A 22,760-nucleotide genomic window follows, 5' to 3' on the forward strand; every position below is an offset into this window, starting at 1 on the left:
CCCCGGTGGCTTTTCTGTGACTCAGATCCCGACCTGGAGCGGTGGACCTGTCAGTCCCCCCAGTGGACGCGCGGCGCCCGGCACCACCATCGGTGGTCGCTACGAGCTGCGCTCCGCGGTGGGCAACGGCGGCATGGGCACGGTCTGGCGCGCGACAGACACCCTGCTGCGGCGGGATGTGGCGGTCAAGGAGGTCGTCCTCCCGCCGGGGCTGGCCCCCAGCGACCGCGACGCCATGTACGAACGGACCCTCCGCGAAGCCCGCGCCGCCGCGGCGATCCAGCACCCCGCCGTGGTGCAGGTGTACGACGTCGTCACCGAGGCCGGCCGGCCGTGGATCGTGATGGAGCTGCTCGACGCCCGCAGCCTCGCCGACATGGTCATCGAGGACGGGCCGGTCGCGCCGCGCGTGGTCGCCAAGATCGGCATCGCGTTGCTCGGCGCGCTGGAGGTGGCGCACGCAATCGGTGTGCTGCACCGCGACGTCAAGCCGGCCAACGTGCTCATCTGCTCCGACGGGCGCTGCGTGCTGACCGACTTCGGTGTGGCCCGGATGCCGACCGACGTCCAGCTCACCACGCCCGGGATGGTGCTCGGCTCACCGCACTTCATCTCCCCCGAGCGGGCCATGGGCCAGGAGTTCGGCCCGCCCAGCGACCTCTTCTCCCTCGGCGTGACGCTCTACACGGCGGTGGAGGGGCGGCCGCCGTTCGACAAGGGCGACCCCATCGAGACCATGCACGCCGTGGTGGAGGACCCGCCCGCCCCGCCGCAGCGCAGCGGGCCGCTCACCACCGTGCTCATGGGCCTGCTGGAGAAGGACCCGGCCCGCCGGCTGGACGTCCACACCTCCCGGGCCATGCTGCGCGAGCTGCTCGCCGGCGCGTTGAGCAACGCGGCCGCCGCGGTGCACTCGGTGACCGACCCGTACTCGGTGGTGCCGGTGCAGCGGCTGGTCCCGCCCCCGGCGATCGTCCAACCGGAGCCCAAGCCGAGCGGCCAGATCGGCGGCCCGGCCATGCTCGCCCCCGGCGAGTCCCTCACCGACCGGCTCGCCGCGCTGCGCCGGGGCGAGCGGCCGCAGCCGGCCGCCGCGAACGGCGCCGCCCTCGACGAGACCAGCGCCGACGCGCTCGCCGGCCCGCTGCACACGCCCACCGGGGCGATGCCGCCGCCGGGTCGCACCTACGGAGGCGCGGACGCCACCCAGCGGGTGACCGGGGGAGCCCACCCGGACGTCACCCAGCGGGTGAACGGGGGTGCCCACCCGGACGCCACCCAGCCCGTCACCTGGGGCGTGCGTCCGGACGCCACCCAGGCCGTCCCGTACGCGGGCGGGCCGGACGCCACCCAGCGGGTGGGCGGCACCTACGGCGGCGGGCAGTGGTCCGTCCCGGGCACCGGGCAGCCGTGGACCTCCTCCGGCGCGGCGCCGGGCGGATCGATGGGCCGGGCCCGGCGGATGGGCGCGGAACTGGTCCGCACCGTCAAGGGCTGGCCGCGCAACGTCCGGCTCGCCGCGGCGGGCGGTCTCGCCGTGGTGCTGGTCGTCGGGGCGATCGTCCTGTTCAGCGGCGGTGACGACGCGCCGCCCGTGCCGCAGGCCCAGCCGAGCGCCACCGTCCCGGCCGGGCCGGGCGTCGAGATGCAGGAGCACGCGGCGCGCGGCGTGCAGGTGATGGTGCCGAAGGGCTGGAAGAAGACGACCGGCGGCAGCTACACCGACTACATCGACCCGGAGGACAGCGGTCGCAAGGTCCGCATCATCACCGAGAAGTGGACCAGCAGCTCGACCCGGTGGGCGGAGGTCGCCGAGAACGGCCTCAAGACCAGGAGCGCCTCCTGCGTGAAGCCGTACAACCAGGTCAATTCCACGGAGACGGACCTGGCCGGCAAGCCGGCGGCCGAGTTCGAGTACACCTGCGGCGAGGGCGACACCATGCGGCACGGCGTCTGGCGCGGCGTGGCCAGCGGCGGCAAGGCGTACTCGTTCTACCTGACCGCCACCGACTCCCGGTTCGCCGAGAGCAAGCCGATCTTCGACGAGATGGTGCGCACCTTCAAGCTCACCGACGCCAGCTGAGCCTGCCGGCCGGGCGTCGAGCCGGGAGGGAAGTGTCTGCGGTGATCCGCCGGCGTGCTATCAAGAGGCATGCCGGCGGACACCACTGACATCGACGACATCCGCGAGCGCGCCCGGCGCTGGCTCGACGACGACCCGGACCCGGCCACCCGGGCGGAACTGCGGGACGTCCTCGACCGGCTGCCGTCGAGCGCCCCGGACCTGGCCGACCGGTTCGCCGGGCACCTGACCTTCGGCACCGCGGGGCTCCGCGGCCCGCTGCGCGCCGGCCCCAACGGGATGAACCTCGCGGTGGTCACGCAGGCGGCCGCCGGGCTGGTCGGCTGGCTCGCCGCTCAGGGCGGCACCGGGCCGCTGGTGATCGGGTACGACGCGCGGTACGGCTCCCGCGAGTTCGCCGAGCGGACGGCCCAGGTGGCGACCGGGGCCGGACGACCCGCCCTGCTGCTCCCCCGCCCGCTGCCCACACCCGTGCTCGCGTACGCGGTGCGCAGGCTCGGCGCGGTGGCCGGCGTGATGGTCACCGCCAGCCACAACCCGCCGCAGGACAACGGCTACAAGGTCTACCTGGGCGCGGCGTTGGGCGGGGACCTCGGGGCCGGTGCGCAGATCGTGCCGCCCGCCGACGCCGGGATCGAGGCGTCGATCCGCGCCGTCGGCCCGCTGGCCGAGGTGCCGCTCGGGCCGCCCGGGCAGGTGCTCGGCGACGACCTCGTCTCCGCGTACGTCGAACGGGCCGCCGCCGTGATCGCGCCGGACGGGGCCCGGGACCTCTCGGTGGCGTACACCCCGCTGCACGGCGTGGGCGCCGCGGTGCTCACGGCCGCCTTCGCCCGCGCGGGCTTCCCGGTGCCGGGCGTCGTGCCCGAGCAGGCCGAGCCGGACCCGGCCTTCCCCACCGTGTCCTTCCCCAACCCGGAGGAGCCCGGCGCCGTCGACCGGCTGGTCGCGCTCGCCGACGCCACGGGCGCGGACATCGCGATCGCCAACGACCCCGACGCGGACCGCTGCGCGGTGGCCGTACGCGACGGCTCCACCGGCTGGCGGATGCTCCGCGGCGACGAGGTGGGCGTGCTGCTCGCCGATCACCTCATGCGTCGCGGCGTGACCGGCCTCTACGCCACCACCATCGTGTCGTCGTCGCTGTTGCGGGCGATGTGCGCGGCGCGGGGACTGCCGTACGACGAGACGCTCACCGGGTTCAAGTGGATCGTCCGGGCCGGTGGCGGGTCGGCGCCGCTGGTCTTCGGGTACGAGGAGGCCCTCGGCTACTGCGTCGCCCCGGACATGGTGCGCGACAAGGACGGGATCACGGCGGCGCTCACCGTGGCCGAGCTGGCCGCCGGGCTCAAGGCGCAGGGACGTACCCTCACCGACCGGCTGGACGAGCTGGCCGCCGAGTTCGGTGTGCACCACACCGACCAGCTGTCGGTGCGGGTGGACGACCTGCGGGAGATCGCCGACGCGATGGCCCGGATCCGGGCCGCGACGCCCACGACGCTGCTCGGGCACCCGGTCGAGGCCACCGAGGACCTGCTCCCGGAGGCGGACGTCGTGATCCTGCGCAGCCCCTCGGCCCGCGTGGTGATCCGCCCCTCCGGCACCGAGCCGAAGCTGAAGGCGTACCTGGAGGTCGTGGAACCCGTCACGGACGGCGACGTGGCAGAAGCCCGCACCCGAGCCCAGACCGCGGTGAAAACCCTGCGCGCCGAGATCGCAACCGCGCTGGGCCTCTAACCCTTTCGCCGCGATCTTGCGGTTTCGGCCCTTGTTATGCGGCTTTTGGAGCGGTTGCCGGGGCAGAAAGTGCAAGATCGCGGGGAGAGGTCAGGGGCGCGGGCCCAGGGCGGCGTTCACGGCTTGGGCCAGGGCCGCGACTACGAGCCCTACGGAGGGGCGGACCACCGAGTCGTCCAGGGTGACCTCACCGGAGAAGCCCGCCCCGCTGGCGATCTCCGCGAGGCGGCGGCGGGCGGCCTCGGCGGCGTCGCCGCTCACCCCGAGCGCGGACTCCATCCGCAGGACGGCGACCAGGGTGGCCAGCGCGGCCGTCCGCTCGTCCGGGGCCACGCCGCCGGTGAGCGCCTCGGCCAGCCGGCGGCGGGCGTCCGCCTCCACGGTGGTGTCCACCACCGGGTAGCGGTGCACGTGAATGAAGCCCAGCTCGGTCTCGTCCACGTCGCGGACGACGCCCTGGCTGCACAGGTCACCCAGGATCCGGTCGCGCAGGCCGTGCCGCAGCCGCTGCACCCACGAGGACGGGGTGTGCGGGGTGTCGGCGGCGATCCGGGCGAGCACACCGTCCGCCACCGGCTCCCCGGTGGGCGTCGGGTCGACCACCGTGAGGTTCCCGGCGGCGTACGCGATCCGGCCGGCCAGCGCCAGCTCGATCAGCACCGCGGCGGCCATCCCCAGGTCGAGGCTGATCCGGGGCATGGTCGCCTTGCCCGTTTCGTCGTCGTACGCGAGGAGCAGCAGCTCTTCGGCGAGCGCAACACCAGTCATGGCCCGGAACGGTAGCGGCTGGGCGCACTCCCGCACATCGACTCGCCCGACGCCGCCGCGACCCGTTCGGCCAGGTCGCGGTCGGCGGGTCACGGACGGGCGAATCGCGGGCGCGTCGGGCCGCGGACCGGTGCGGTCGCGGACGCCGTCGGCTCAGAAGCGGGGCATGCCGCCGAACTGGCGGTCGCCCGCGTCGCCGAGGCCCGGGACGATGAACATCCGGTCGTTGAGGCCCTCGTCGATCGAGGCGGTGACCAGGCGCAGGGGCAGGCCGGACCGCTCCAGCCGCTCGATGCCGGCCGGTGCGGCGAGCACGCAGAGCACGGTGATGTCGGTGCAACCGCGGTCGGCGAGCAGCCGGCAGCCGTGCTCCAGCGACCCACCGGTCGCGAGCATCGGGTCGAGCACCAGCACGGGCCGGCCGTTCAGGTCCCGGGGCAGCGACTCCATGTAGGCCCGGGGCTCGTACGTCCGCTCGTCGCGGGCCAGGCCCACGAAGCCCATCGAGGACTCCGGCAGCAGGCCCAGGGCGGCGTCGGCCATGCCCAGACCGGCGCGCAGCACGGGCACCAGCAGCGGCGGGTTCGCCAGGCGGGTGCCCTCGGTGCCGGTGACCGGGGTCTGGATCGGGTACCGCTCGACGGGGAAGGAACGCGCCGCCTCGTACACCAGCATGGTGGTCAGTTCGTGCAGCGCCGCCCGGAACGAGGAGGAGTCGGTGCGCTCGTCCCGCATGGCGGTCAGCCGGGACTGGGCCAGCGGGTGGTCAATGACGTGTACGTCCACGATCGCTCAACCTACCGAACCATCCGGCCCCGGCGTGCGGCCGCGGGCCGACGGGGCGACGCCGCTCACCCCGGGACGGCCGGCGGCGGCGCCAGCGGCCCGACGTGACCAAGATCACTTCTCGGTCGGATGCGTAGACTTCCTGCCATGACGGCGACAGCGACGTCGGCCCGGTCGGACCTCTCCGAGCTGGGACGATCCGAGACCGCTCTGCGGACCTTCCTGCACGGCCTACCCGGCGTGGACCAGGTCGGCGCGGAGCAGCGGGCGGCACAGCTCGGCACCCGCTCCATCAAGACCACGGCCAAGGCCGAGGCCATCGACCTGGCCATCCGCATGGTCGACCTGACCACCCTCGAGGGCGCGGACACGCCGGGCAAGGTGCGGGCGCTCGCCACGAAGGCGCTGCGTCCCGACCCGGCGGACCCGTCCTGCCCGCACGTCGGCGCCGTCTGCGTCTACCCGGCCATGGTCCCGTACGTGGCCGAGGTGCTGCGCGGCTCGGCCGTGCACCTGGCCAGCGTGGCCACCGCCTTCCCGTCCGGGCAGGCGCCGCTGGAGGTCAAGCTCGCCGACACCCGGGCCGCCGTCGAGGCGGGCGCCGACGAGATCGACATGGTGATCAACCGGGGCGCGTTCCTGGCCGGGCGCTACTCCGAGGTGTACGACGAGATCGTCGCCACCAAGGAGGCGTGCGGCGACGCGCACCTCAAGGTGATCCTGGAGACCGGCGAGCTGGCCACGTACGACAACGTGCGGCGCGCCTCCTGGCTGGCCATGCTGGCCGGCGGCGACTTCATCAAGACCTCCACCGGCAAGGTCCCGGTGGCCGCCACCCCGCCGGTGACCCTCGTGATGCTGGAGGCCGTCCGTGACTTCCGCGCGGCCACCGGCCGGCAGGTGGGCGTGAAGCCGGCCGGCGGCATCCGCACCACCAAGGACGCGATCAAGTACCTGGTGATGGTCAACGAGACGGTCGGCCCGGACTGGCTGGACCCGGACTGGTTCCGCTTCGGCGCCTCCAGCCTCCTCAACGACCTGCTGATGCAGCGCACCAAGCTGACGACCGGCGTCTACTCCGGTCCCGACTACTTCACCCTGGACTGAGCGCGATGTTCGAATACGCCCCCGCCCCCGAGTCCCGCTCGGTGGTGGACATCAAGCCCGCGTACGGGCTGTTCGTCGACGGCACGTTCGTCGACCCGGTCGACGGCGGCAGCTTCAAGTCGATCAACCCCGCCTCCGAGGAGGTCCTCGCCGAGATCGCCGAGGGCGGCGCCCAGGACGTGGACCGCGCGGTCCGCGCCGCCCGGACGGCGTACGAGAAGGTCTGGGGCCCGATGCCGGGCCGGGACCGGGCCAAGTACCTGTTCCGGATCGCCCGGATCATCCAGGAGCGTTCCCGCGAGCTGGCGGTGCTGGAGTCCCTGGACAACGGCAAGCCGATCAAGGAGTCCCGGGACGTCGACATCCCCCTCGTCGCCGCCCACTTCTTCTACTACGCCGGCTGGGCGGACAAGCTCCCGTACGCGGGCTTCGGCCCCGACCCGAAGCCGCTGGGCGTGGCCGCGCAGGTCATCCCGTGGAACTTCCCGCTGCTGATGCTGGCCTGGAAGATCGCCCCGGCGCTCGCGGCCGGCAACACGGTGGTGCTGAAGCCGGCCGAGACGACCCCCCTCACGGCGCTGCTGTTCGCCGAGATCTGCCAGCAGGCCGACCTACCGGCCGGCGTCGTCAACATCGTGACCGGCGCCGGCGAGACCGGCCGGGCCCTCGTCGAGCACCCGGGCGTGGACAAGGTGGCGTTCACCGGCTCGACCGAGGTCGGGCGGGCGATCGCCCGCGCGGTCGCCGGCACCCGCAAGAAGCTCACCCTGGAGCTGGGCGGCAAGGCCGCCAACATCGTCTTCGACGACGCGCCGATCGACCAGGCGGTCGAGGGCATCGTCAACGGCATCTTCTTCAACCAGGGCCACGTCTGCTGCGCCGGTTCCCGCCTGCTCATCCAGGAGTCGGTGGCCGACCGCGTGCTGGAGTCGCTGAAGCGCCGGATGGCGCAGCTGCGCGTCGGCGATCCGCTGGACAAGAACACCGACATCGGGGCGATCAACTCGGCCGCCCAGCTGGCCCGGATCCGGGAACTCTCGGACGCGGGTTCGGCCGAGGGCGCCGAGCGCTGGTCGCCGCCGTGCGAGCTGCCCGAGCGGGGCTTCTGGTTCGCGCCCACCATCTTCACCGGCGTCACCCAGGCCCACCGCATCGCCCGCGAGGAGATCTTCGGGCCGGTGCTGTCCGTGCTCACGTTCCGCACCCCCGCCGAGGCCGTGGAGAAGGCGAACAACACGCCGTACGGGCTGTCGGCCGGCATCTGGACCGACAAGGGCTCGCGGATCCTCTGGATGGCCGACCGGCTGCGCGCCGGCGTCGTCTGGGCCAACACGTTCAACAAGTTCGACCCCACCTCGCCCTTCGGTGGCTACAAGGAGTCGGGCTACGGTCGCGAGGGCGGCCGGCACGGGCTGGAGGCGTACCTCAATGTCTGAGCGGGTCGCGGTACGCAAGACGTACAAGCTCTTCATCGGCGGGAAGTTCCCGCGCAGCGAGTCGGGACGGTCGTATCTCGTGCAGGACGCGAATGTGTCGTTGGCTTCCCGCAAGGACGCGCGCGACGCCGTGGTCGCCGCCCGCGCCGCCGTGAAGGGCTGGGCCGGCGCGACCGCGTACAACCGGGGTCAGATCCTCTACCGCGCCGCCGAGATGCTGGAGGGCCGCCGCGAGCAGTTCGTGGCGCTCGGCGTGCCGGGCGACGAGGTGGACGCGGCGGTCGACCGCTGGGTCTGGTACGCCGGCTGGTCCGACAAGCTCGCCCAGGTGTACGGCGGCGCGAACCCCGTCGCCGGCCCGTACTTCAACCTCTCCGCGCCCGAGCCCACCGGCGTGGTGGCCGTGGTCGCTCCGGAGCGGCCGGCGCTGCTCGGGCTGGTGAGCGTGATCGCCCCGGCCATCGTCACCGGCAACACGGTGGTGGTGGCCACGTCCCCGACCGAGCCGCTCGCGGCCGTCACGCTGGCCGAGGTGCTGGCCACCTCCGACCTGCCCGGCGGCGTCGTCAACCTGCTCACCGGCCGGATCACCGAGACGGCGCCCACGCTGGCCGCGCACATGGACGTCAACGCCATCGACCTGACCGGCGTGACCGACGCCGAACTGGCCGCCGACCTGGAGGTCAAGGCGGCGGCGAACCTCAAGCGCGTGCTGCGCCCCGCGCCGGCCGACCACGACTGGTTCGCCGACCCGGGTCTGGGTCGGATGACCACGCTGCTGGAGACGAAGACGGTCTGGCATCCGAAGGGTGTTTAGCTCCTGATCTCCGTGGGGTTTCGGGGGGAGCCCCGCCCGCTCCGGGCGGTCAGGCTTGATCCCTCCGCGGGCGGGCCTCCCCCCGAAACCGTCGGTGGTCCAGGTCGCTGCGCGGGTACGGCTTGCGGGCGCTGCCCAGCGTCGGGTTACCGGTCGGCGGGGCGGCGGCGTTCGGCGTTCGGTGGCGACGCTCCGGCTCCCTGCTCGCTCTCGGACTTCGCGGTTGGGTCGAGGTCTCCGCGACTTCCTTGAAGTTGTGGTCTGCGCGCCGCTGGACCCCACTACATCCCTGATGTTGCGGTCTCCTCGGGTGCTCGACCCCACTACATCCCTGATGTTGCGGTCTCCTCGGGTGCTGGACCCCGCTACTTCCGGGATGTTGTGCGGATCTTGGGCGGGACGGGCCGGGCGCTGCGGCCGGGCCGGGCGCGGCGGCCGGGCCGGGCGCGGCGGCCGGGCCGGGCGCGGCGGCCGGGCCGGGGCGGGCGGTCCCGCCGAGGCGGTGTCGGGCACCGTCGTGGCCGGGGGGTCTACTACGGGGGGTAGGATTGACGTGTGACACGGCTGGGCGATCTTGAACGTGCGGTGATGGACGTGCTGTGGGACTCCGTCCCGAGCACGTCCGACGGCGTGACCGTGCGCGAGGTCGCCGACGCGCTGGCCGGCCGGGAGCTGGCCTACACGACGGTGATGACGGTCCTCGACCGGCTCGCCGGCAAGGGCATGGTGCAGCGCCAGCGGGAGGGGCGAGCCTGGCGTTACCGGGCCGCGGCCAGCCGCGAGGCGCACATCGCCCAGCTCATGCTCGACGCGCTCGACCTCGGCGGCAGCCGGGACGCCGCGCTGGTGCGTTTCGCCCGCTCGGTGACCGGCACGGAGGCCGAGGTGCTGCGGGCCGCCCTCTCCGCCGAGGCCGGCGGGATGCCGACCGGCCACGCCGCCAGCCGGACGCCGGGCACACACGACACCGCCAGCCGGGCGCCGGGCACACACGACACCGCCACCGGTGACAACCCGGCCGGGTCCGCGCGGGGCTCGCTGACCGACCGGATCGAGGCGCCGGCGACCGGGCGCGCCGAGCGTCCGGCCTCCGCCGACGAGGCGGCGGACGGGTAGGGCGGCGGCCGTGGCGTACGCCCTGCACTTCGCCGTCACCATCCTGGCCTGCTGGCTGGCCGCCCAGGTCCTCGCCCGGTCGACCTGGCCGTGGCACAGCCCTCGCGTGGCGATCATCTGCTGGCAGGCGGTCGGGTTGGCGCTCGGGCTCTCCGCGATGGGCGTCCCGATCGCGCTCGGCGTGAGCGCGTACGACCGGCCGACCGGCAGCGCTGTCGTGGCCCTCGTCTCGGACCTGCTGCACGGCACGCTCCCCGCGGGGCTGAACGTGCTCCACCTCGCCGGCGTGGGCATCGGGTTCGGCATCGGTGCGGTGCTGCTCGCCACGACCGTACGCAGCATCAACGCCACGGTGCGGGCGCAGCGCCGGCACCGGGACCTGCTCGCCCTCGTGGCCCGGGACGACCCGGCCGCTCCCGGCGCCCTGGTGCTCGACCACCCGAGCGCCGCGGCCTACTGCCTGCCCGGGGTGAAGCCCCGCGTGGTGGTGAGCGCCGGCACGCTGACCCTGCTGGACCGCGCCGAACTGGCCGCGGTGCTCACGCACGAGCGGGCGCACGCCGAGGAGCGGCACGACCTCGTGCTGCTGCCGTTCACCGCGCTGTCCCAGGCGCTGCCGTGGTTCCGGTGGGTGCGGGAGGCGTACGAGCGGGTCGCCCTGCTCGTGGAGATGCGCGCCGACGACAAGGCCCGTGAGTTGCACGCGGACGCCCCGCTCGCCGCCGCGCTGCGCCGGTTCGCCACGGCCGGCCACCGGATCACCCCCGCGGGGGCGCTCGGCCTGGGCGACCGCGACCTGGATGTCCGGGTGCAGCGGCTGCTGGTCGCGGACGAGCCGTCCCGTCTCGTGGTGACCACGGCGTTGGCCTTCGCCACCACCCTGGTAGCCCTTCCCGTCTCGCTCTTCCTGAGCTGACCGCCCGCCTTCCCGCGCCGACCCGCCCACCTTCCCGAGCTGACAACCCGCCCCAGCGGCTACTACGTACTGTCGTAACATTGACTACGACGATACGTAGTAGATATAAGTAGAGAATCTACGTGTAGGCTCGCTACGACAAGCGAGCCAACCGTTGGAGTGCGGCATGGACACCCTCCTCCTCGCCCGACTGCAATTCGCCACCACGGCAGGGATCCACTTCCTCTTCGTGGTGGTGACGCTCGGCCTGGTCACCCTCCTGGTCGGGCTTCAGACGGCCTGGGTGATCACGGGCAAGCAGAAGTACGAGCGGCTGACCCGGTTCTGGGGCCAGCTGTACGTGATCAACTACGTGCTGGGCATCGCCACCGGCATCGTCATGGAGTTCCAGTTCGGGCTGAACTGGAGCGGCGTCTCGCGTTACGTCGGCAACGTCTTCGGCGCGCCCCTCGCGATCGAGACCCTGGTCGCGTTCTTCCTGGAGTCCACGTTCCTCGGCATGTGGATCTTCGGGTGGCACCGGCTGCGGCGCGGCGTGCACCTCGCGCTGCTCTGGGGCGTGGCGCTGACCGCGTACGCCTCGGCGTTCTGGATCCTGGTCGCCAACTCCTGGCTGCAGAACCCGGTCGGTTACGAGGTCCGCGACGGCGTCGCCCACCTCACCGACTTCGGGGCGCTGCTCACCAACCCCACCTTCGGGATGGCCTTCGGCCACGTCGTCGCGGCCTCCCTGCTGGTCGGCGGGATGCTGATGGCCGCGGTCAGCGCGTACCACCTGATCCGGCGGACCCCGGACTACGCGCTGCACCGCACCTCGCTGCGGATCGGGCTGGTCACCTCGGCCCTGGCCATCACGCTGGTGCAGGGCTTCGGCTTCGCCCAGTTCGGCCCCGTCGGCGCCGTACAGCCCACGAAGTTCGGCGCCGGCGACGACGCCCAGGCCACGATCGCCGAGTGGACCGCCCAGTTCGGCCCGGGCGACTACACGCCGCCCGTGCTGGCCAGCGTCGGTCTCGGCTTCATGATCCTCATCGGCCTCACCCTCGGCACCCTCTGGCTGCTGCTGCCACTGCTCTTCCGCGACTGGATCATCCGGCTCCGCGTCCCGCTGTGGCTCATCCTGCTCGCGGTGCCGCTGCCGCTCGTCGCGGTGATCCTCGGGTGGCTCGCCCGCGAGGTCGGCCGCCAGCCGTGGGTCGCGTACGGGCTGCTGCCGGTCGACCAGGCGGTCTCTCCCGTGGGGGCGCCGGTGATGCTCGTCTCGCTGATCGGCTTCAGCCTGCTGCTCGGCACGCTGGCCGTCACCAACTGGGTGCTCATGGCCCGGCACGCCGTCCGGGGAGCGCACGACCCGGCCCTCGGCCGCCCGCCGGGCCCGTCCGCCGACGTCCCCACCGAACCCGCCTTCGTCTGAGGAGCCGATCGTGGAACTCGCCTGGTACGCCCTGCTCGGTCTCTTCTTCGCCAGCTACCTGGTGCTCGCCGGCTACGACTACGGCGTGGGCCTGTCGCTCGCCGGCAACGCCGATCCCGGCCGACGGCGGGCCGCGCTCAACGCGGTCGGCCCGTTCTTCCTCGGCAACGAGGTCTGGCTGGTGGCGGCCGTCGGCATCCTCTTCGGCGCCTTTCCCGTGCTCGAAGGGGAACTGCTCTCCGGCTTCTACCCGATCGTGCTCGGGGCGCTCGCCGGCGTGATCCTCGTGACCGCCGGCGTGCAACTGCGCAGCCGCCCCGCGCACGAGCGGGTCCGGGCCCGCTGGGACCGGGTGGTGGTCGTCGGCAGCACCCTCGCCGCACTCGGCTGGGGCGCCCTGCTGGCCGGGCTGCTCCAGGGCGTGCCGCGGCACGCCGACGGGCACATCGCCGGCCTGACCCACCTGCTCACCCCGTTCGTGGCCGCCGCCGCCCTCGCCACGGTCGCGCTGGTGGCCGTGCACGGTGCGACCTTCCTCACGCTCCGGCTGCCGGCCGCCGACGCCGCCGGGGCCGGCCGGCTGGCCCGCCGGCTCGTCCCGGTGGCAATCGCCGCGGTCGGCGCGGCCACCGTCGTCGGCCTGCTCTCCGCGCGGGTACGCGAGACCGCGCAGCGGCCGGCGCTCGGCGTACTGCTTCCGGTGGCGCTGGTCGCGGCCCTGCTGGTGGCACGCGTGGCGCTCGCCCGGCGGCGGCCGGGGGTGGCCTTCGCCGCCACGGGGGCCGCCCTGGCGCTGCCGGTGGTGCTGGTCGGGGCGACCCTCTGGCCCTACGCGCTGGTCTCCACGGTCGACTCCGGCGCGTCCCTGACGGTCGCCGACGCGGCGGCCAGCGGGCCCACCCTGCGCCTGCTGGGCTGGCTGGCGCTGCCGCTCGTGCCGGCCCTACTAGGCTTTCAGCTGATGTGCTGGTGGGTGTTCCGGGGACGGACCGACGGCAGGGCACCGGTGTACTGGTGAACCGCCGCCCCTTCGACCCGCGTCTGCTGCGTCGGGTCCCTGCGGCCCGCCGCGACCTCGCCCTGCTCGCAATGCTGGGCGTGGTCGCCGCGGCGCTGGTCGTCGCGCAGGCCACGACGCTGGCGGCGCTGCTCGCGACCGCGTTCGACGCCCGGTTGGACCGGCCGGCCCTCGCCGGCTTCGCGGCCACGGTCGCCGCCCGCGCGTTCGTCGTCTGGGCGCAGGGCACCGTGGCCGCCCGCGTGGCCGCCACGGTCAAGGCCGCGCTCCGCGCCGACCTGCTCGGCGCGGTGGGCCGGCACGGGCCGGGCTGGGTCGCCGGGCAGCGGGCCGGGCAGCTCGCCACCCTGGCCGGGCGCGGGTTGGACGCCCTCGACGCCTACTTCACCGGGTACCTGCCGCAGCTGGTGCTCAGCGTCACCGTCCCGCTCGCGGTTCTCGCCCGGATCGGCCTCGCCGACTGGAGCTCGGCGGTGATCATCGCGCTGACCCTGCCGCTGATCCCGGTCTTCGGGGCGCTCCTCGGCTGGCAGGCGCAGGCCGCCACCGAGCGCCAGTGGCGGCGCCTCTCGATGCTCGGCGGGCACTTCCTCGACATGGTCGCCGGCCTGCCCACGCTACGCGCGTTCGGCCGGGCCCGGGCCCAGGTCGACGTAGTACGCCGCATGGCCGACGGCCACCGCGTCGCCACGATGCGGACGCTGCGCATCGCCTTCCTCTCCGCCCTCGTGCTGGAACTGGTCGCCACGCTGTCGGTGGCGCTGGTGGCGGTGCCGGTCGGCATCCGGCTGCTCGGCGGTGGCATCGCCCTGCAGACCGCGCTGCTGGTGCTGCTGCTCACCCCGGAGGCGTACCTGCCGCTGCGGGCCGCCGGCAGCCGGTTCCACGCGAGCATGGAAGGGCTCACGGCGCTCAACGACGCGTTCGAGGTGGAGGCCGGCGCGCCGGCCCCGGCGCGGGACGGTGAGCGGGGCGCCCGCCCGGTGCCCGACGGCCGGGGCGAGATCCGGTTCGAGTCGGTGACCGTCGCGTACGAGCGCACCACGGCGCTGCGGGACGTGACGCTGACCGTACGGCCGGGCGAGCGGATCGCCGTCATCGGTCCCAGCGGCGCCGGCAAGAGCACCCTGCTCGGGCTGCTGCTGGGGTTCGTCACCCCGACCGGCGGTCGCGTGACCGTCGACGGGGTGGACCTGGCCGACGCCGACCTGGACGGCTGGCGACGGCAACTCGCCTGGGTGCCGCAGCGCGCCCACCTCTTCGCGGCCTCGCTGGCCGACAACATCCGGCTCGGCGCCCCGGACACCCCGGCCGACGCGCTCGCCACGGCGGTGCGGGACGCGGCCCTCGACGAGGTCGTGGCCGGGCTACCGGACGGGCTCGACACGGTGCTCGGCGAGCGCGGGCACGGCCTGTCCAGCGGCCAGCGGCAGCGGGTGGCGCTGGCCCGGGCGTTCCTGCGGGACGCACCCGTCGTGCTGCTCGACGAGCCGACCGCACGGCTGGACAGCGCCTCGGAGGCGGTGGTGCTGGACGCCACCCGCCGGCTGGTGGCCGGCCGGACGGCGCTCCTGGTCGCCCACCGTCCCGCGCTGCTCGCCGACGTCGACCGGATCCTGCGGGTGGAGGACGGCCGGGTGATGGAGCTGACCCCCGCACCGACCGGAGGGGCCGCCCGATGAGCGCCGCACGCGATCCCGTACCGGACCCGACCGGCCGTGCCGGAGCCCACCCCGGCGGTCCGGCCGGGCCGGACCCCACGCTGGCGGGCGTCGCCGAGCCGGCTGACTTCGACGTGGCCGGTCCCGCCACGGTCGATCCGCCCGTCCGGACGACCGACGTGAACGGCCCGGCTGGTGCGGGTCCGGCCGGCGCGGCGGAACGCGTCGTCCTGCGGCTGGCCCGGCCCTACCTCGGCCGCCTCGTGGGCGCCGGCCTGCTCGCGGCCGCCACCGAGTTCGCCGGTCTCGCCCTGATGGCGACCGCCACGTGGCTACTGATGAGCGCCGCCGGGCGGCCGCCGCTGGACCGGCTCACCGTCGCCATCGTCGCCGTACGCGCGCTCGCCATCAGCCGGGGCGTGTTCCGCTACACCGAACGGCTCGCCGGGCACGACGCGGTGCTGCGGATCATCACCGACGTCCGGGCACGGGTGTTCGCGGCGCTCGCCGCCCGCCGGTCCGCCCCGGCCCGCTCGGGTGACGCGCTGAGCCGGCTGGTCTCCGACGTGGAGACGGTCCAGGATCTGCTCCTCCGGGTGCTCGTACCGGCCGCCGGCGCGGTCCTCGTGAGCGTGGTGGCGGTGGGCGGGGCCGCGCTGATCTCACCGCCGGCCGCCGGCGTGCTCGCCGTCGGGCTCCTCGTGGCCGGGGTGGCGCTGCCCGTGCTCGCAACCCGGCTGACCCGGCGCAGCGCGGCCGAGCTGGCACCGCTGCGCGGCGCCCTGGCCGCGGACGCCATCGACCTGACCCACGGCGCCGCCGACCTCGCCGCCTTCGGCGCCACGGCCACCGCGCTGCGCGCCGCGACCGACCGCACGCGGCGGCTGGCAAGGCTGGAGCGCCGGCTCGCGGCCGCCGGGTTCGCGGTGGACGCGATCGGCACCCTCCTCGCCGGGCTCACCGCCGGCGCGGTGGTGCTCGTCGCGTTGGCCTCGGGAGTGCCCGGCGTCCTGGTCGGCGTCCTGGCCGTCGGCACCCTGACCGCCGTCGAGGTCGCGTTGGCGCTGGTCGGGGCGGCGCGGCAGCGTACCCAGCTCCGGACCGGCCTGACCCGCGTCGCCGCCCTGCTCGGTGACACCCGCGCCCGGGTGCCGGGCGCCGGGCCGGCGCCCCGGGAGGAGCCGACGCCCGGTGCCGAGCCGATGGCCGGCGCCGAGCTGACCCCCGGGGTCGCATCGGAGGGCGGCACGCACGACGTGCGGCTCGACGACGTGACCGTCCGGTACCGGGCCGGTGCGGCCCCCGCCCTCGACCGGATGAGCCTCGACCTGCCGGCCGGGCGTCGGGTGGCCGTGGTCGGCCCCAGCGGCGCCGGCAAGAGCACGCTGGCGGCCGTCCTGACCGGTGCGGTGCAGCCCGGGAGCGGACGGGTCACGGTGGGCGGGCGGGACCTCTCCACGTACGCCGAGGACGAGCTTCCCCGGGTCGTGGGCGGGCTGCTCGCCGAGGCGTACGTCTTCCATGCCACCGTGCGGGAGAACCTGCTGCTCGGCGGGCCCGGCGCGGGCGAGGAGGAGCTGGCCGCCGCGGCGGCCGCCGCGGGTCTGCTGGACTGGGTACGCGAGCAACCGGCCGGCTGGGACACCGTGGTCGGCGAGGAGGGCTCCCAGCTCTCCGGCGGGCAGCGGCAGCGGCTGGCGCTGGCCCGGGCCCTGCTGGCGGCGCCGCCGGTGCTGGTGCTCGACGAGCCCACCGAGGGGCTCGACCCGGCCGCCGCCGACGCGGTGCTCGCCTCGACGCTGGCCGCCACGCCGGCCGGGCACTCGGTGCTGCTCATCAGCCACCGCCTCACGGGCCTGGCCGGGCTGGACGAGATCGTGGTCCTCGACGCGGGCCGGGTGGTGCAGCGCGGCCGGCACGGCGACCTCGTGGCCACACCGGGGTGGTACCGCGACCAGTGGCTGCTCCAGGAGGCGGCCGAACGGGGCTACCTGGCCCTCGCGCCCTGACCGCTCTCCGGGTCGGGCCAGGGTCTTCCCGGACGCCGGGACGGGCGCGGACGTGGCAGGGTGGGGCCATGCCGCGCTGTGAGGACGTCTTGGTGGAGGACCGCCTGCGTGAGCTCGCCGATCGGCTGCGCGGGCCCGCCCGGCTGAAGGCCGACCTGCTGACCGAGGCCCGGCACGGGCTCCTCGACGCCGTCGAGGCGTACCGGGCGGACGGGCTGACGGCGGCCGAGGCGGAGCGCCGCGCGGTGGCCGAGTTCGGCAGCCCGGCCCAGCTGGTGCCCGGCTGGCAGGCCGAGCTGGCAGTCGGGGCGCTGCGTGGCCTGTCGCTGCGTGTCCTCACGATGGCCTCGGTGCTCGTCGCTGCGGGCGACCTGACCTGGCGCGGGTCGAGCTGGAGCGTGAACGGTCCGCACCCGCCGGCGCGCTACCAGCTCCTCTCCTCGTCGGTGAACGTGATCTGGCTGCTCGCGCTGGCGCTCGCGGCCGCCGGGCTGCTGCTCGTGCCGATGGCCGCCCGGTCGGCCCGTCCCGAGCTGGCGGCGCTCGTCCGGCTGGTCGGCGCCGGCCTCACCGGCTCGCTCCTGCTCGGCGTGCTGTCCGGCGCCGGCCTGTTCGGCTGGTCGGTCCTGCTCTGGGACGCGGCGGTCACCTGGCCGCCGATGATCATCGGGGCGGTGCTGGCGAGCGCCGGTTACCTCTGGGTGGCCGGGGCCGCCCGCAACTGGCTGCTGGCCGTCCGCTGACGCGCGCGCCACCGGCGTACTCCACGCGGCGACGGCCGACCCGGCTCAGGCCGGGGCCGCCGGCGACGTGCCCGGGTCGAGGAAGCGGCCCACGGTCGAACTGAACTCCCGCCAGCCGGCCCGCTCCCCGGCCAGCGCCCGGTGCCCGGCGTCGGTGAGCTGGTACGTCCGGCGCTCCCGCCCGTTGACGGTGCTCCAGGTGCTCACCACGTGCCCGGCCCGCTCCAGCCGGCGCAGCGCGGGATAGATGGTGCCGGTCGGCAGGTCGAGGTTGCCGTCGCTGCGGGCGCGCAGCGCCTCGATGATGGCGTAACCGTGCAGCGCACCGCCCTCCAGCACCGCCAGCAGCAGGGCGTCGAGGTGTCCGTGCAGCGCCTGGGCCTTCATACGTAGCTACGCTACTTGTCCGGCGGCCGGACCGCCACCGCGAGACACGGAACGACCCGGGGTGCGGGCATCGGCGTTCCAGAACGGCCCACTAGGGTATGTGCCCAGAGTCACTCGCCGGCCGGAGACGCCGGCGGGTGGGCAACCCGAAGCACACGGAGGTCAGCGTGGCCCGCCAGTCGCCTCAACGGCCAGACGCCGACGAGCCCGAGCTCGACGACACCGCCGACGCGGTCGAGCCGGAGGACGCCGACACCGACCAGGCCGGCCCGGCTCCCGACCGCTCCCTCTGGGAGGCGGTCGAGATCGACCCGGTGGAGATCGCGCTGCCCGCCGGCACCGGCTTCACCCTGCGGGCGTACCGGCCGGCCCGGGACCTGACCCCGACCGACGTCGCCGAGCGCGACGAGGACGACCCGTTCCTCGCCCGCCGTCAGGTGATCGAGGAGGAGGAGGACGACGAGACCGTCGTGATCCTCGACGAGGAGCTGGCCGAGGAGTTCGCCGAGAGCGACCGCGAGGCCGAGGGCCGCCGCCGCGAGGCCGCCGGTGACGAGGCCGAGTCGGAAGACGAGGAGGAGGCCGCCGACGAGGCGGGCGACGAGGAGGTGCCGGTCTTCCTGAGCCACAAGGGCCGGCTGCTGCTCTTCAAGACGCCGGAATCGTTGGTCAGTTTCATCCGATCCGGCGCGCCCAACGATCTGTCCCAACTGGACAGTTGGCGAGAACTGTCCGAACGGGTGGAACCGGCCGACATCGCTCCCCTGGACGAGGACACCTACGAGCTCGACCTCGTGGTGGAGAACCTCCGCGGCGGGCACGACACGTGGGATCCCACGCTCTTGATCGAGGCCGGCGAGATCGCCCGTGACGTCTCGTACGCCCTGCGGCTACCGGCCGTGCTCGACATGCTCTCCGCCGGCTCCAGCCTCGACGATCTGGACGAGGCGCTGCGGGCCAGTGTCAACGGCGGTATCGGCGGTTTTATGGGCCGACGGCGGCTGAAGAAAATCGGGGCACAAACCGCAAGTCTCGGTTGGCGCACCATTGTCGGCAAGATCTCTGCGGTCGTGGACTGGCGCGACTGACCCTTACCGGGGAGCATCAGTCTCTGGCAGAGGAAACCCCTGTCCCGGGAGGAGGACGACGCCGTGGCGCTCGTGCGCGTGTACTGCGGTCTTGCCTCGGCGGATCCGGCCGACCGACCGGCCTCGGCCGGCTCGACGCTGACGTCCGCTGTGGTCGATGACGCAGGCCGTCTGCTGCATGTCTGCGAGATCGGCGACGAGCCGGCCGGCTACGCCCGGCTGGTCGCGCTGCTCGTGGAGCGGTCGGGCGGGCCGAGCGGTGCGGCAATCGCCGCCGACAGCGACGACCACACGGTCACCTCGCTGCTCAGTGCGGCCGGGCGTCCCCTGGCCATCGCCGACGACGACTCGGTCGACGACTTCGCCGAGCGGTTCGCCGACGACGACTCCCTGGAGGAGATGCAGTCCCCGCCCGCCGAGCGGCGGGCCGTCGGCCTCGCCCGGGCGTTGCAGGCCGGCGCGCTCTCCGCGGTGACCCTTCCCGCCCCCCGGGACCTCGCCGGCTACAAGCAGGTCCTCGCCGCGCATGCCGCCCTGGCCAGCGGCCGGCACTCCGCCGCCGTGGCGCTGCGCGAGGTGCTCCGGGAGCTCTACCCGGCGGCGCTGCGCGCGTACCCGGATCCGGCCGAGCCGATCCCGCTGGCCGTGCTCGACGCGCTTCCGGAGCCCGGCATGCTCGCCGGCACCGTCGCCCGCGGGCGCGAGGTCTCGGTCGCCCCGGACGCGATCGCCGCGCACCTCGCCGCCGACGGCGTGGCCTCCGCCGAGGAGATCGACGAGGCGGTCACGGCCCTGCGGGTCGCCATCTCCGAGACGCCCCGGCGCGCCACGGTCAACCGTGCGCTCACCTCAGCGGTGGCCGAGACCGTCCGGCAGGCCGTGGCGTCGGTCCGGGCCTGCGACGCCGGCTGCGACGCGCTCGTGGGCGCTCTCAACGCGCGGGTCACCACACCGGCTCCCGCGCCCGGCCGACGGGCCGCTGCGCGCCGTGGCGAGCCGGTGGGCGACCTTCCCGGCCTCACCGGCACGACCGGCGGGCTCCGTACGCTCCGTCCCGGCGCCGCCGAGCCGGCGCCCTCGGGCGGCCGGCGCAGCCGCCCCGAGCCCGTTTCCGGCGGCAACCCGCCGGCGCCGCGTCCGCTCGGGCCGCCACCGGTCGCACCCGCACCGGTCACTCCGCCGCCCGTCGCACCCGCACCGATGACGCCGGCCGCGGTGGCCGGGCCTTCGGTCTCCGCGCCGCCCGGGCGCGGCGAGCCCACGCCGAGCCAGATCGACGCGCCGACGAACCGGCCGGTCTCCGCTCCGCCGCCCCCGCCGCCCGGCATCACGCCGATCGCCCCCTCCCAGCGCGGCAAGGTGCCCCCCGCGGAGGCGGGCGAGCCCTTCCGGCCCACGCTCACGACGGCGGCCATCAACAGCGCCCGCGCCGAGCGGCAGCGCACGGTGATCCCGCCGCGGCCGAAGACCAACGGGGCGGCCGAGCAGCCCACCGGTGGCTTCAGCGTCACCGACCTCAGCATTCCCGTACCCACGCCCCGGCCCGACCAGGAGTCGGCGGCGCCCGGCTCCCGCGCCAACTGGCCGCTCGTCAACAACCCGGAAGACCCGGCCGACAGTTCGGCCAACAACCCGGTGGCCTACTCCTACGGTGGGCACGGCGTCGACGCGCCCACCGACCCGGGAACGGGCGAGGGTCGGGTCACCCCGCCGTGGCTCGCCGACGACCTGCCCCAGGAACCGCCGATGCTGCGGCTCGTGGAGCCGCCGCCGCTGGCCGACCGGGCGCTGCGGGAGAACACCGATCCGCAGCTGGAGACGCCGTCGCTGCGACTCGTCGACGGTGCGGAGCCCGGCCGCAACGGCCGCGCCGCGGCCCGCTCGGAGCGTCCGCCCGTGGAACACCGGCCACCGCCGCCGGTCGAGCACCGGCCACCGCCACCCGTCGAGCACCGGCCGCCGCCGGTGGCCGACGAGAGCGGTGACGGCGACCTGCTGATCTTCGCCCAGGCGAAGTCCGCGTGGTTCGTCGGGCACACCGACGAGGTGGACCTGGAGTGGTCGAGCATGGCCGACACCGGCTGGCAGGCCGCCGAGCAGGCGGCACGCCCGGTCGTGGGCTCGGAGACCAAGACCGGTCTCCCCAAGCGCGTGCCGCAGGCCAACCTGGTGCCCGGTTCACCGTTGCGTGAGGAGCGTCCACTGCGGATCGTGCGGGACGCCGCCAGCCTCGCCGAGAACACGACGGGCTACTTCCGCGGCTGGCGACGCGGCCAGGAGATCGGCGGCTTCGCGGTCGGCGGGCGTCCGGGCCGGGAGGCGGCGGGCGGCTGGGACTTCAGCCGCGACCACGGTGACCGCGACGACGACCGCGAGTACGAGTACCGCTCCGCCGGCTACCGTTCCTGATTCCACGCGACGAGCCCCTGCCCGGGGCCCGGCAGGTCATCCCGCCGGACCGGGCAGGGGCTCTTCACGTTCCCCCGCATACCGCCCGACCCGCCGATCCGCCGACCCGCCCGCGCCCGCTGGCGCGAGCAGCGGTGATCAAGAGGTTTGCGTCAGATTCCAGCGAGGAACTGACGCAAACCTCTTGATCACCGGCAGGAGGCGAGGGCGCGCGGGGGTGGGGTGGGGTGGGCAGCGGCGAGCGCCCGGTGCGGCTCCAGCCGCACCGGGCGCATCGACGAGGCCGGTCAGGCCGGGGCGACCGCCCGGGAGCGCCGCATGGTGAGCACGTACTCGACCAGCGAGATGAGCACGTGCTTGGTCGACTCCCGGTTGCGGGCGTCGCAGGCCACGACGGGCACGTCCGGGGAGATGGCGAGCGCCTCCCGGACGTCCTGCGGGTCGTGGTACTGCATCCCGTCGAAGCAGTTGATGGCCACCAGGTACGGCAGCCGCCGGTGCTCGAAGAAGTCGATCGCCGCGAAGCAGTCGGCCAGCCGGCGGGTGTCCACCAGCACGACGGCGCCGATAGCACCACGCACCAGCTCGTCCCACATGAACCAGAACCGCGTCTGACCGGGCGTACCGAACAGGTACAGGATCAGGTCACGGTCGATCGTGATGCGGCCGAAGTCCATGGCAACCGTGGTCGTCGCCTTGCCCGGCACCTGCCGGGTGTCGTCGACGCCCACGCCGGCGGAGGTCATGATCGCCTCCGTGGTCAGCGGCGTGATCTCCGAGACCGAGCCGACCAGCGTCGTCTTGCCGACGCCGAATCCACCGGCGATAACGATCTTCGCCGACGTCACGCGCCCGCTCGGGGTCGGCGGGCGGTGCGACATGTCAGAGCCTGCGAAGTCCACTCAGCACCCTCTCCAGCAGTTCAGTGCCCACCGCGTCGTTCGAGTCGTCCAGGATGGTCGGCTCGTGGACCGCGACCAGGCCGTCCGTCGCCATGTCGGCGATGAGCACCCGGGCCACACCGAGCGGTAGCTGCATCCGCGCCGCGATCTCGGCGAGCGACTGCACGCGTCCGTCACACAGCGCGGCGATGTACTGGTGCTCGCGGCCCTGGCCACTGCTGCCGTTGGCAGCGGCCCGGCCGCGCACCGTCGTCTCGACGAGTGCCTCCAGCGCGATGTCGAGCCGGGGGCGGGTACGACCACGGGTCACGGCGTATGGACGGACCAACGCGCCGGTCGGTTCGTCACGATCGGCCATGTCGC

General features: G+C 74.4%; 19 protein-coding genes. 14 read left to right on the forward strand and 5 right to left on the reverse strand.

Going from position 1 to position 22,760, the window contains the following annotated elements; all coding sequences use genetic code 11:
- Positions 1–16 precede the first annotated feature (16 nt).
- Together D7193_RS07650 and D7193_RS07655 are read left to right on the forward strand one after the other, a co-directional pair.
- The gene (locus D7193_RS07650; protein WP_120778582.1) at positions 17–2,083 is read left to right on the forward strand and encodes a serine/threonine-protein kinase; all 2,067 of its coding nucleotides are present in this window, start codon (positions 17–19) and stop codon (positions 2,081–2,083) included.
- Positions 2,084–2,152: 69 nt separating this feature from the next.
- Entirely contained in the window at positions 2,153–3,820 is a 1,668-nt protein-coding gene (locus D7193_RS07655) for a phospho-sugar mutase (protein WP_120778583.1), read from the forward strand.
- A gap of 90 nt (positions 3,821–3,910) precedes the next feature.
- On the opposite strand, the gene D7193_RS07660 is transcribed toward D7193_RS07655, so the two are convergent.
- A complete protein-coding gene (locus D7193_RS07660) occupies positions 3,911–4,588 on the reverse strand; it encodes a GOLPH3/VPS74 family protein (RefSeq protein ID WP_120778584.1) in 678 nt (225 codons plus the stop codon).
- A 153-nt stretch (positions 4,589–4,741) separates the two neighbouring features.
- Positions 4,742–5,374 carry a uracil phosphoribosyltransferase gene (upp, locus tag D7193_RS07665; RefSeq protein WP_120778585.1) on the reverse strand — a complete coding sequence of 211 codons (633 nt, stop codon included), beginning with the start codon at positions 5,372–5,374 and terminating at the stop codon, positions 4,742–4,744.
- A gap of 147 nt (positions 5,375–5,521) precedes the next feature.
- Here upp and deoC point away from each other — a divergent pair, with 147 nt between their 5' ends.
- The 10 genes from deoC to D7193_RS07720 all read left to right on the forward strand — a co-directional run bounded on the left by deoC (position 5,522) and on the right by D7193_RS07720 (position 17,611).
- Positions 5,522–6,481 (forward strand): deoxyribose-phosphate aldolase, encoded by a 960-nt coding sequence (gene deoC, locus D7193_RS07670; protein ID WP_120778586.1) that lies wholly within the window; start codon positions 5,522–5,524, stop codon positions 6,479–6,481.
- A 5-nt stretch (positions 6,482–6,486) separates the two neighbouring features.
- Entirely contained in the window at positions 6,487–7,917 is a 1,431-nt protein-coding gene (locus tag D7193_RS07675) for an aldehyde dehydrogenase family protein (protein WP_120778587.1), read from the forward strand.
- Complete coding sequence (locus D7193_RS07680; protein ID WP_120778588.1) at positions 7,910–8,734, forward strand: aldehyde dehydrogenase family protein; 825 nt, start codon at positions 7,910–7,912, stop codon at positions 8,732–8,734. Before D7193_RS07675 ends, D7193_RS07680 begins: the two co-directional genes overlap by 8 nt.
- Before the next feature lie 555 nt (positions 8,735–9,289).
- A complete protein-coding gene (locus D7193_RS34810; protein WP_377456392.1) occupies positions 9,290–9,850 on the forward strand; it encodes a BlaI/MecI/CopY family transcriptional regulator in 561 nt (186 codons plus the stop codon).
- 10 nt (positions 9,851–9,860) lie between these two features.
- Positions 9,861–10,766, forward strand: coding sequence for a M56 family metallopeptidase (locus D7193_RS07695; RefSeq protein WP_120778589.1), 906 nt, complete (start codon positions 9,861–9,863; stop codon positions 10,764–10,766).
- Between the two features lie 166 nt (positions 10,767–10,932).
- Complete coding sequence (locus D7193_RS07700) at positions 10,933–12,180, forward strand: cytochrome ubiquinol oxidase subunit I (protein WP_120778590.1); 1,248 nt, start codon at positions 10,933–10,935, stop codon at positions 12,178–12,180.
- 10 nt (positions 12,181–12,190) lie between these two features.
- Positions 12,191–13,198 (forward strand): cytochrome d ubiquinol oxidase subunit II, encoded by a 1,008-nt coding sequence (locus D7193_RS07705; RefSeq protein WP_120778591.1) that lies wholly within the window; start codon positions 12,191–12,193, stop codon positions 13,196–13,198.
- Positions 13,195–14,880, forward strand: coding sequence for a thiol reductant ABC exporter subunit CydD (gene cydD, locus D7193_RS07710; RefSeq protein WP_120779340.1), 1,686 nt, complete (start codon positions 13,195–13,197; stop codon positions 14,878–14,880). Before D7193_RS07705 ends, cydD begins: the two co-directional genes overlap by 4 nt.
- Entirely contained in the window at positions 14,877–16,868 is a 1,992-nt protein-coding gene (gene cydC, locus D7193_RS07715; RefSeq protein WP_338324078.1) for a thiol reductant ABC exporter subunit CydC, read from the forward strand. Before cydD ends, cydC begins: the two co-directional genes overlap by 4 nt.
- Positions 16,869–16,960: 92 nt before the next feature.
- On the forward strand, positions 16,961–17,611 hold the full coding sequence (locus tag D7193_RS07720) for a permease prefix domain 1-containing protein (RefSeq protein WP_241562843.1): 651 nt from the start codon (positions 16,961–16,963) through the stop codon (positions 17,609–17,611).
- A gap of 45 nt (positions 17,612–17,656) precedes the next feature.
- Here the strand turns inward: D7193_RS07720 and D7193_RS07725 are convergent, their stop codons facing one another.
- Positions 17,657–17,998 (reverse strand): PadR family transcriptional regulator, encoded by a 342-nt coding sequence (locus tag D7193_RS07725; RefSeq protein WP_120778593.1) that lies wholly within the window; start codon positions 17,996–17,998, stop codon positions 17,657–17,659.
- Positions 17,999–18,135: 137 nt separating this feature from the next.
- On the opposite strand from D7193_RS07725, the gene D7193_RS07730 reads away from it, so the two are divergent.
- Together D7193_RS07730 and D7193_RS07735 are read left to right on the forward strand one after the other, a co-directional pair.
- Entirely contained in the window at positions 18,136–19,086 is a 951-nt protein-coding gene (locus D7193_RS07730) for a DNA primase (protein WP_120778594.1), read from the forward strand.
- 39 nt (positions 19,087–19,125) lie between these two features.
- Positions 19,126–21,495, forward strand: a complete 2,370-nt coding sequence (locus tag D7193_RS07735) for a serine/threonine-protein kinase (RefSeq protein ID WP_120778595.1) — start codon at positions 19,126–19,128, stop codon at positions 21,493–21,495.
- 287 nt (positions 21,496–21,782) lie between these two features.
- Here D7193_RS07735 and D7193_RS07740 read toward each other — a convergent pair whose 3' ends face one another.
- Both D7193_RS07740 and D7193_RS07745 read right to left on the reverse strand, forming a co-directional pair.
- Complete coding sequence (locus D7193_RS07740; protein ID WP_120778596.1) at positions 21,783–22,376, reverse strand: GTP-binding protein; 594 nt, start codon at positions 22,374–22,376, stop codon at positions 21,783–21,785.
- 1 nt (position 22,377) lies between these two features.
- Positions 22,378–22,755: a DUF742 domain-containing protein gene (locus tag D7193_RS07745; protein WP_120779341.1), complete on the reverse strand. Its 378-nt coding sequence runs from the start codon at positions 22,753–22,755 to the stop codon at positions 22,378–22,380.
- Positions 22,756–22,760 lie beyond the last annotated feature (5 nt).

The sequence above is a fragment of the Micromonospora costi genome (assembly GCF_003626655.1).
Lineage (GTDB): Bacteria > Actinomycetota > Actinomycetes > Mycobacteriales > Micromonosporaceae > Micromonospora > Micromonospora costi.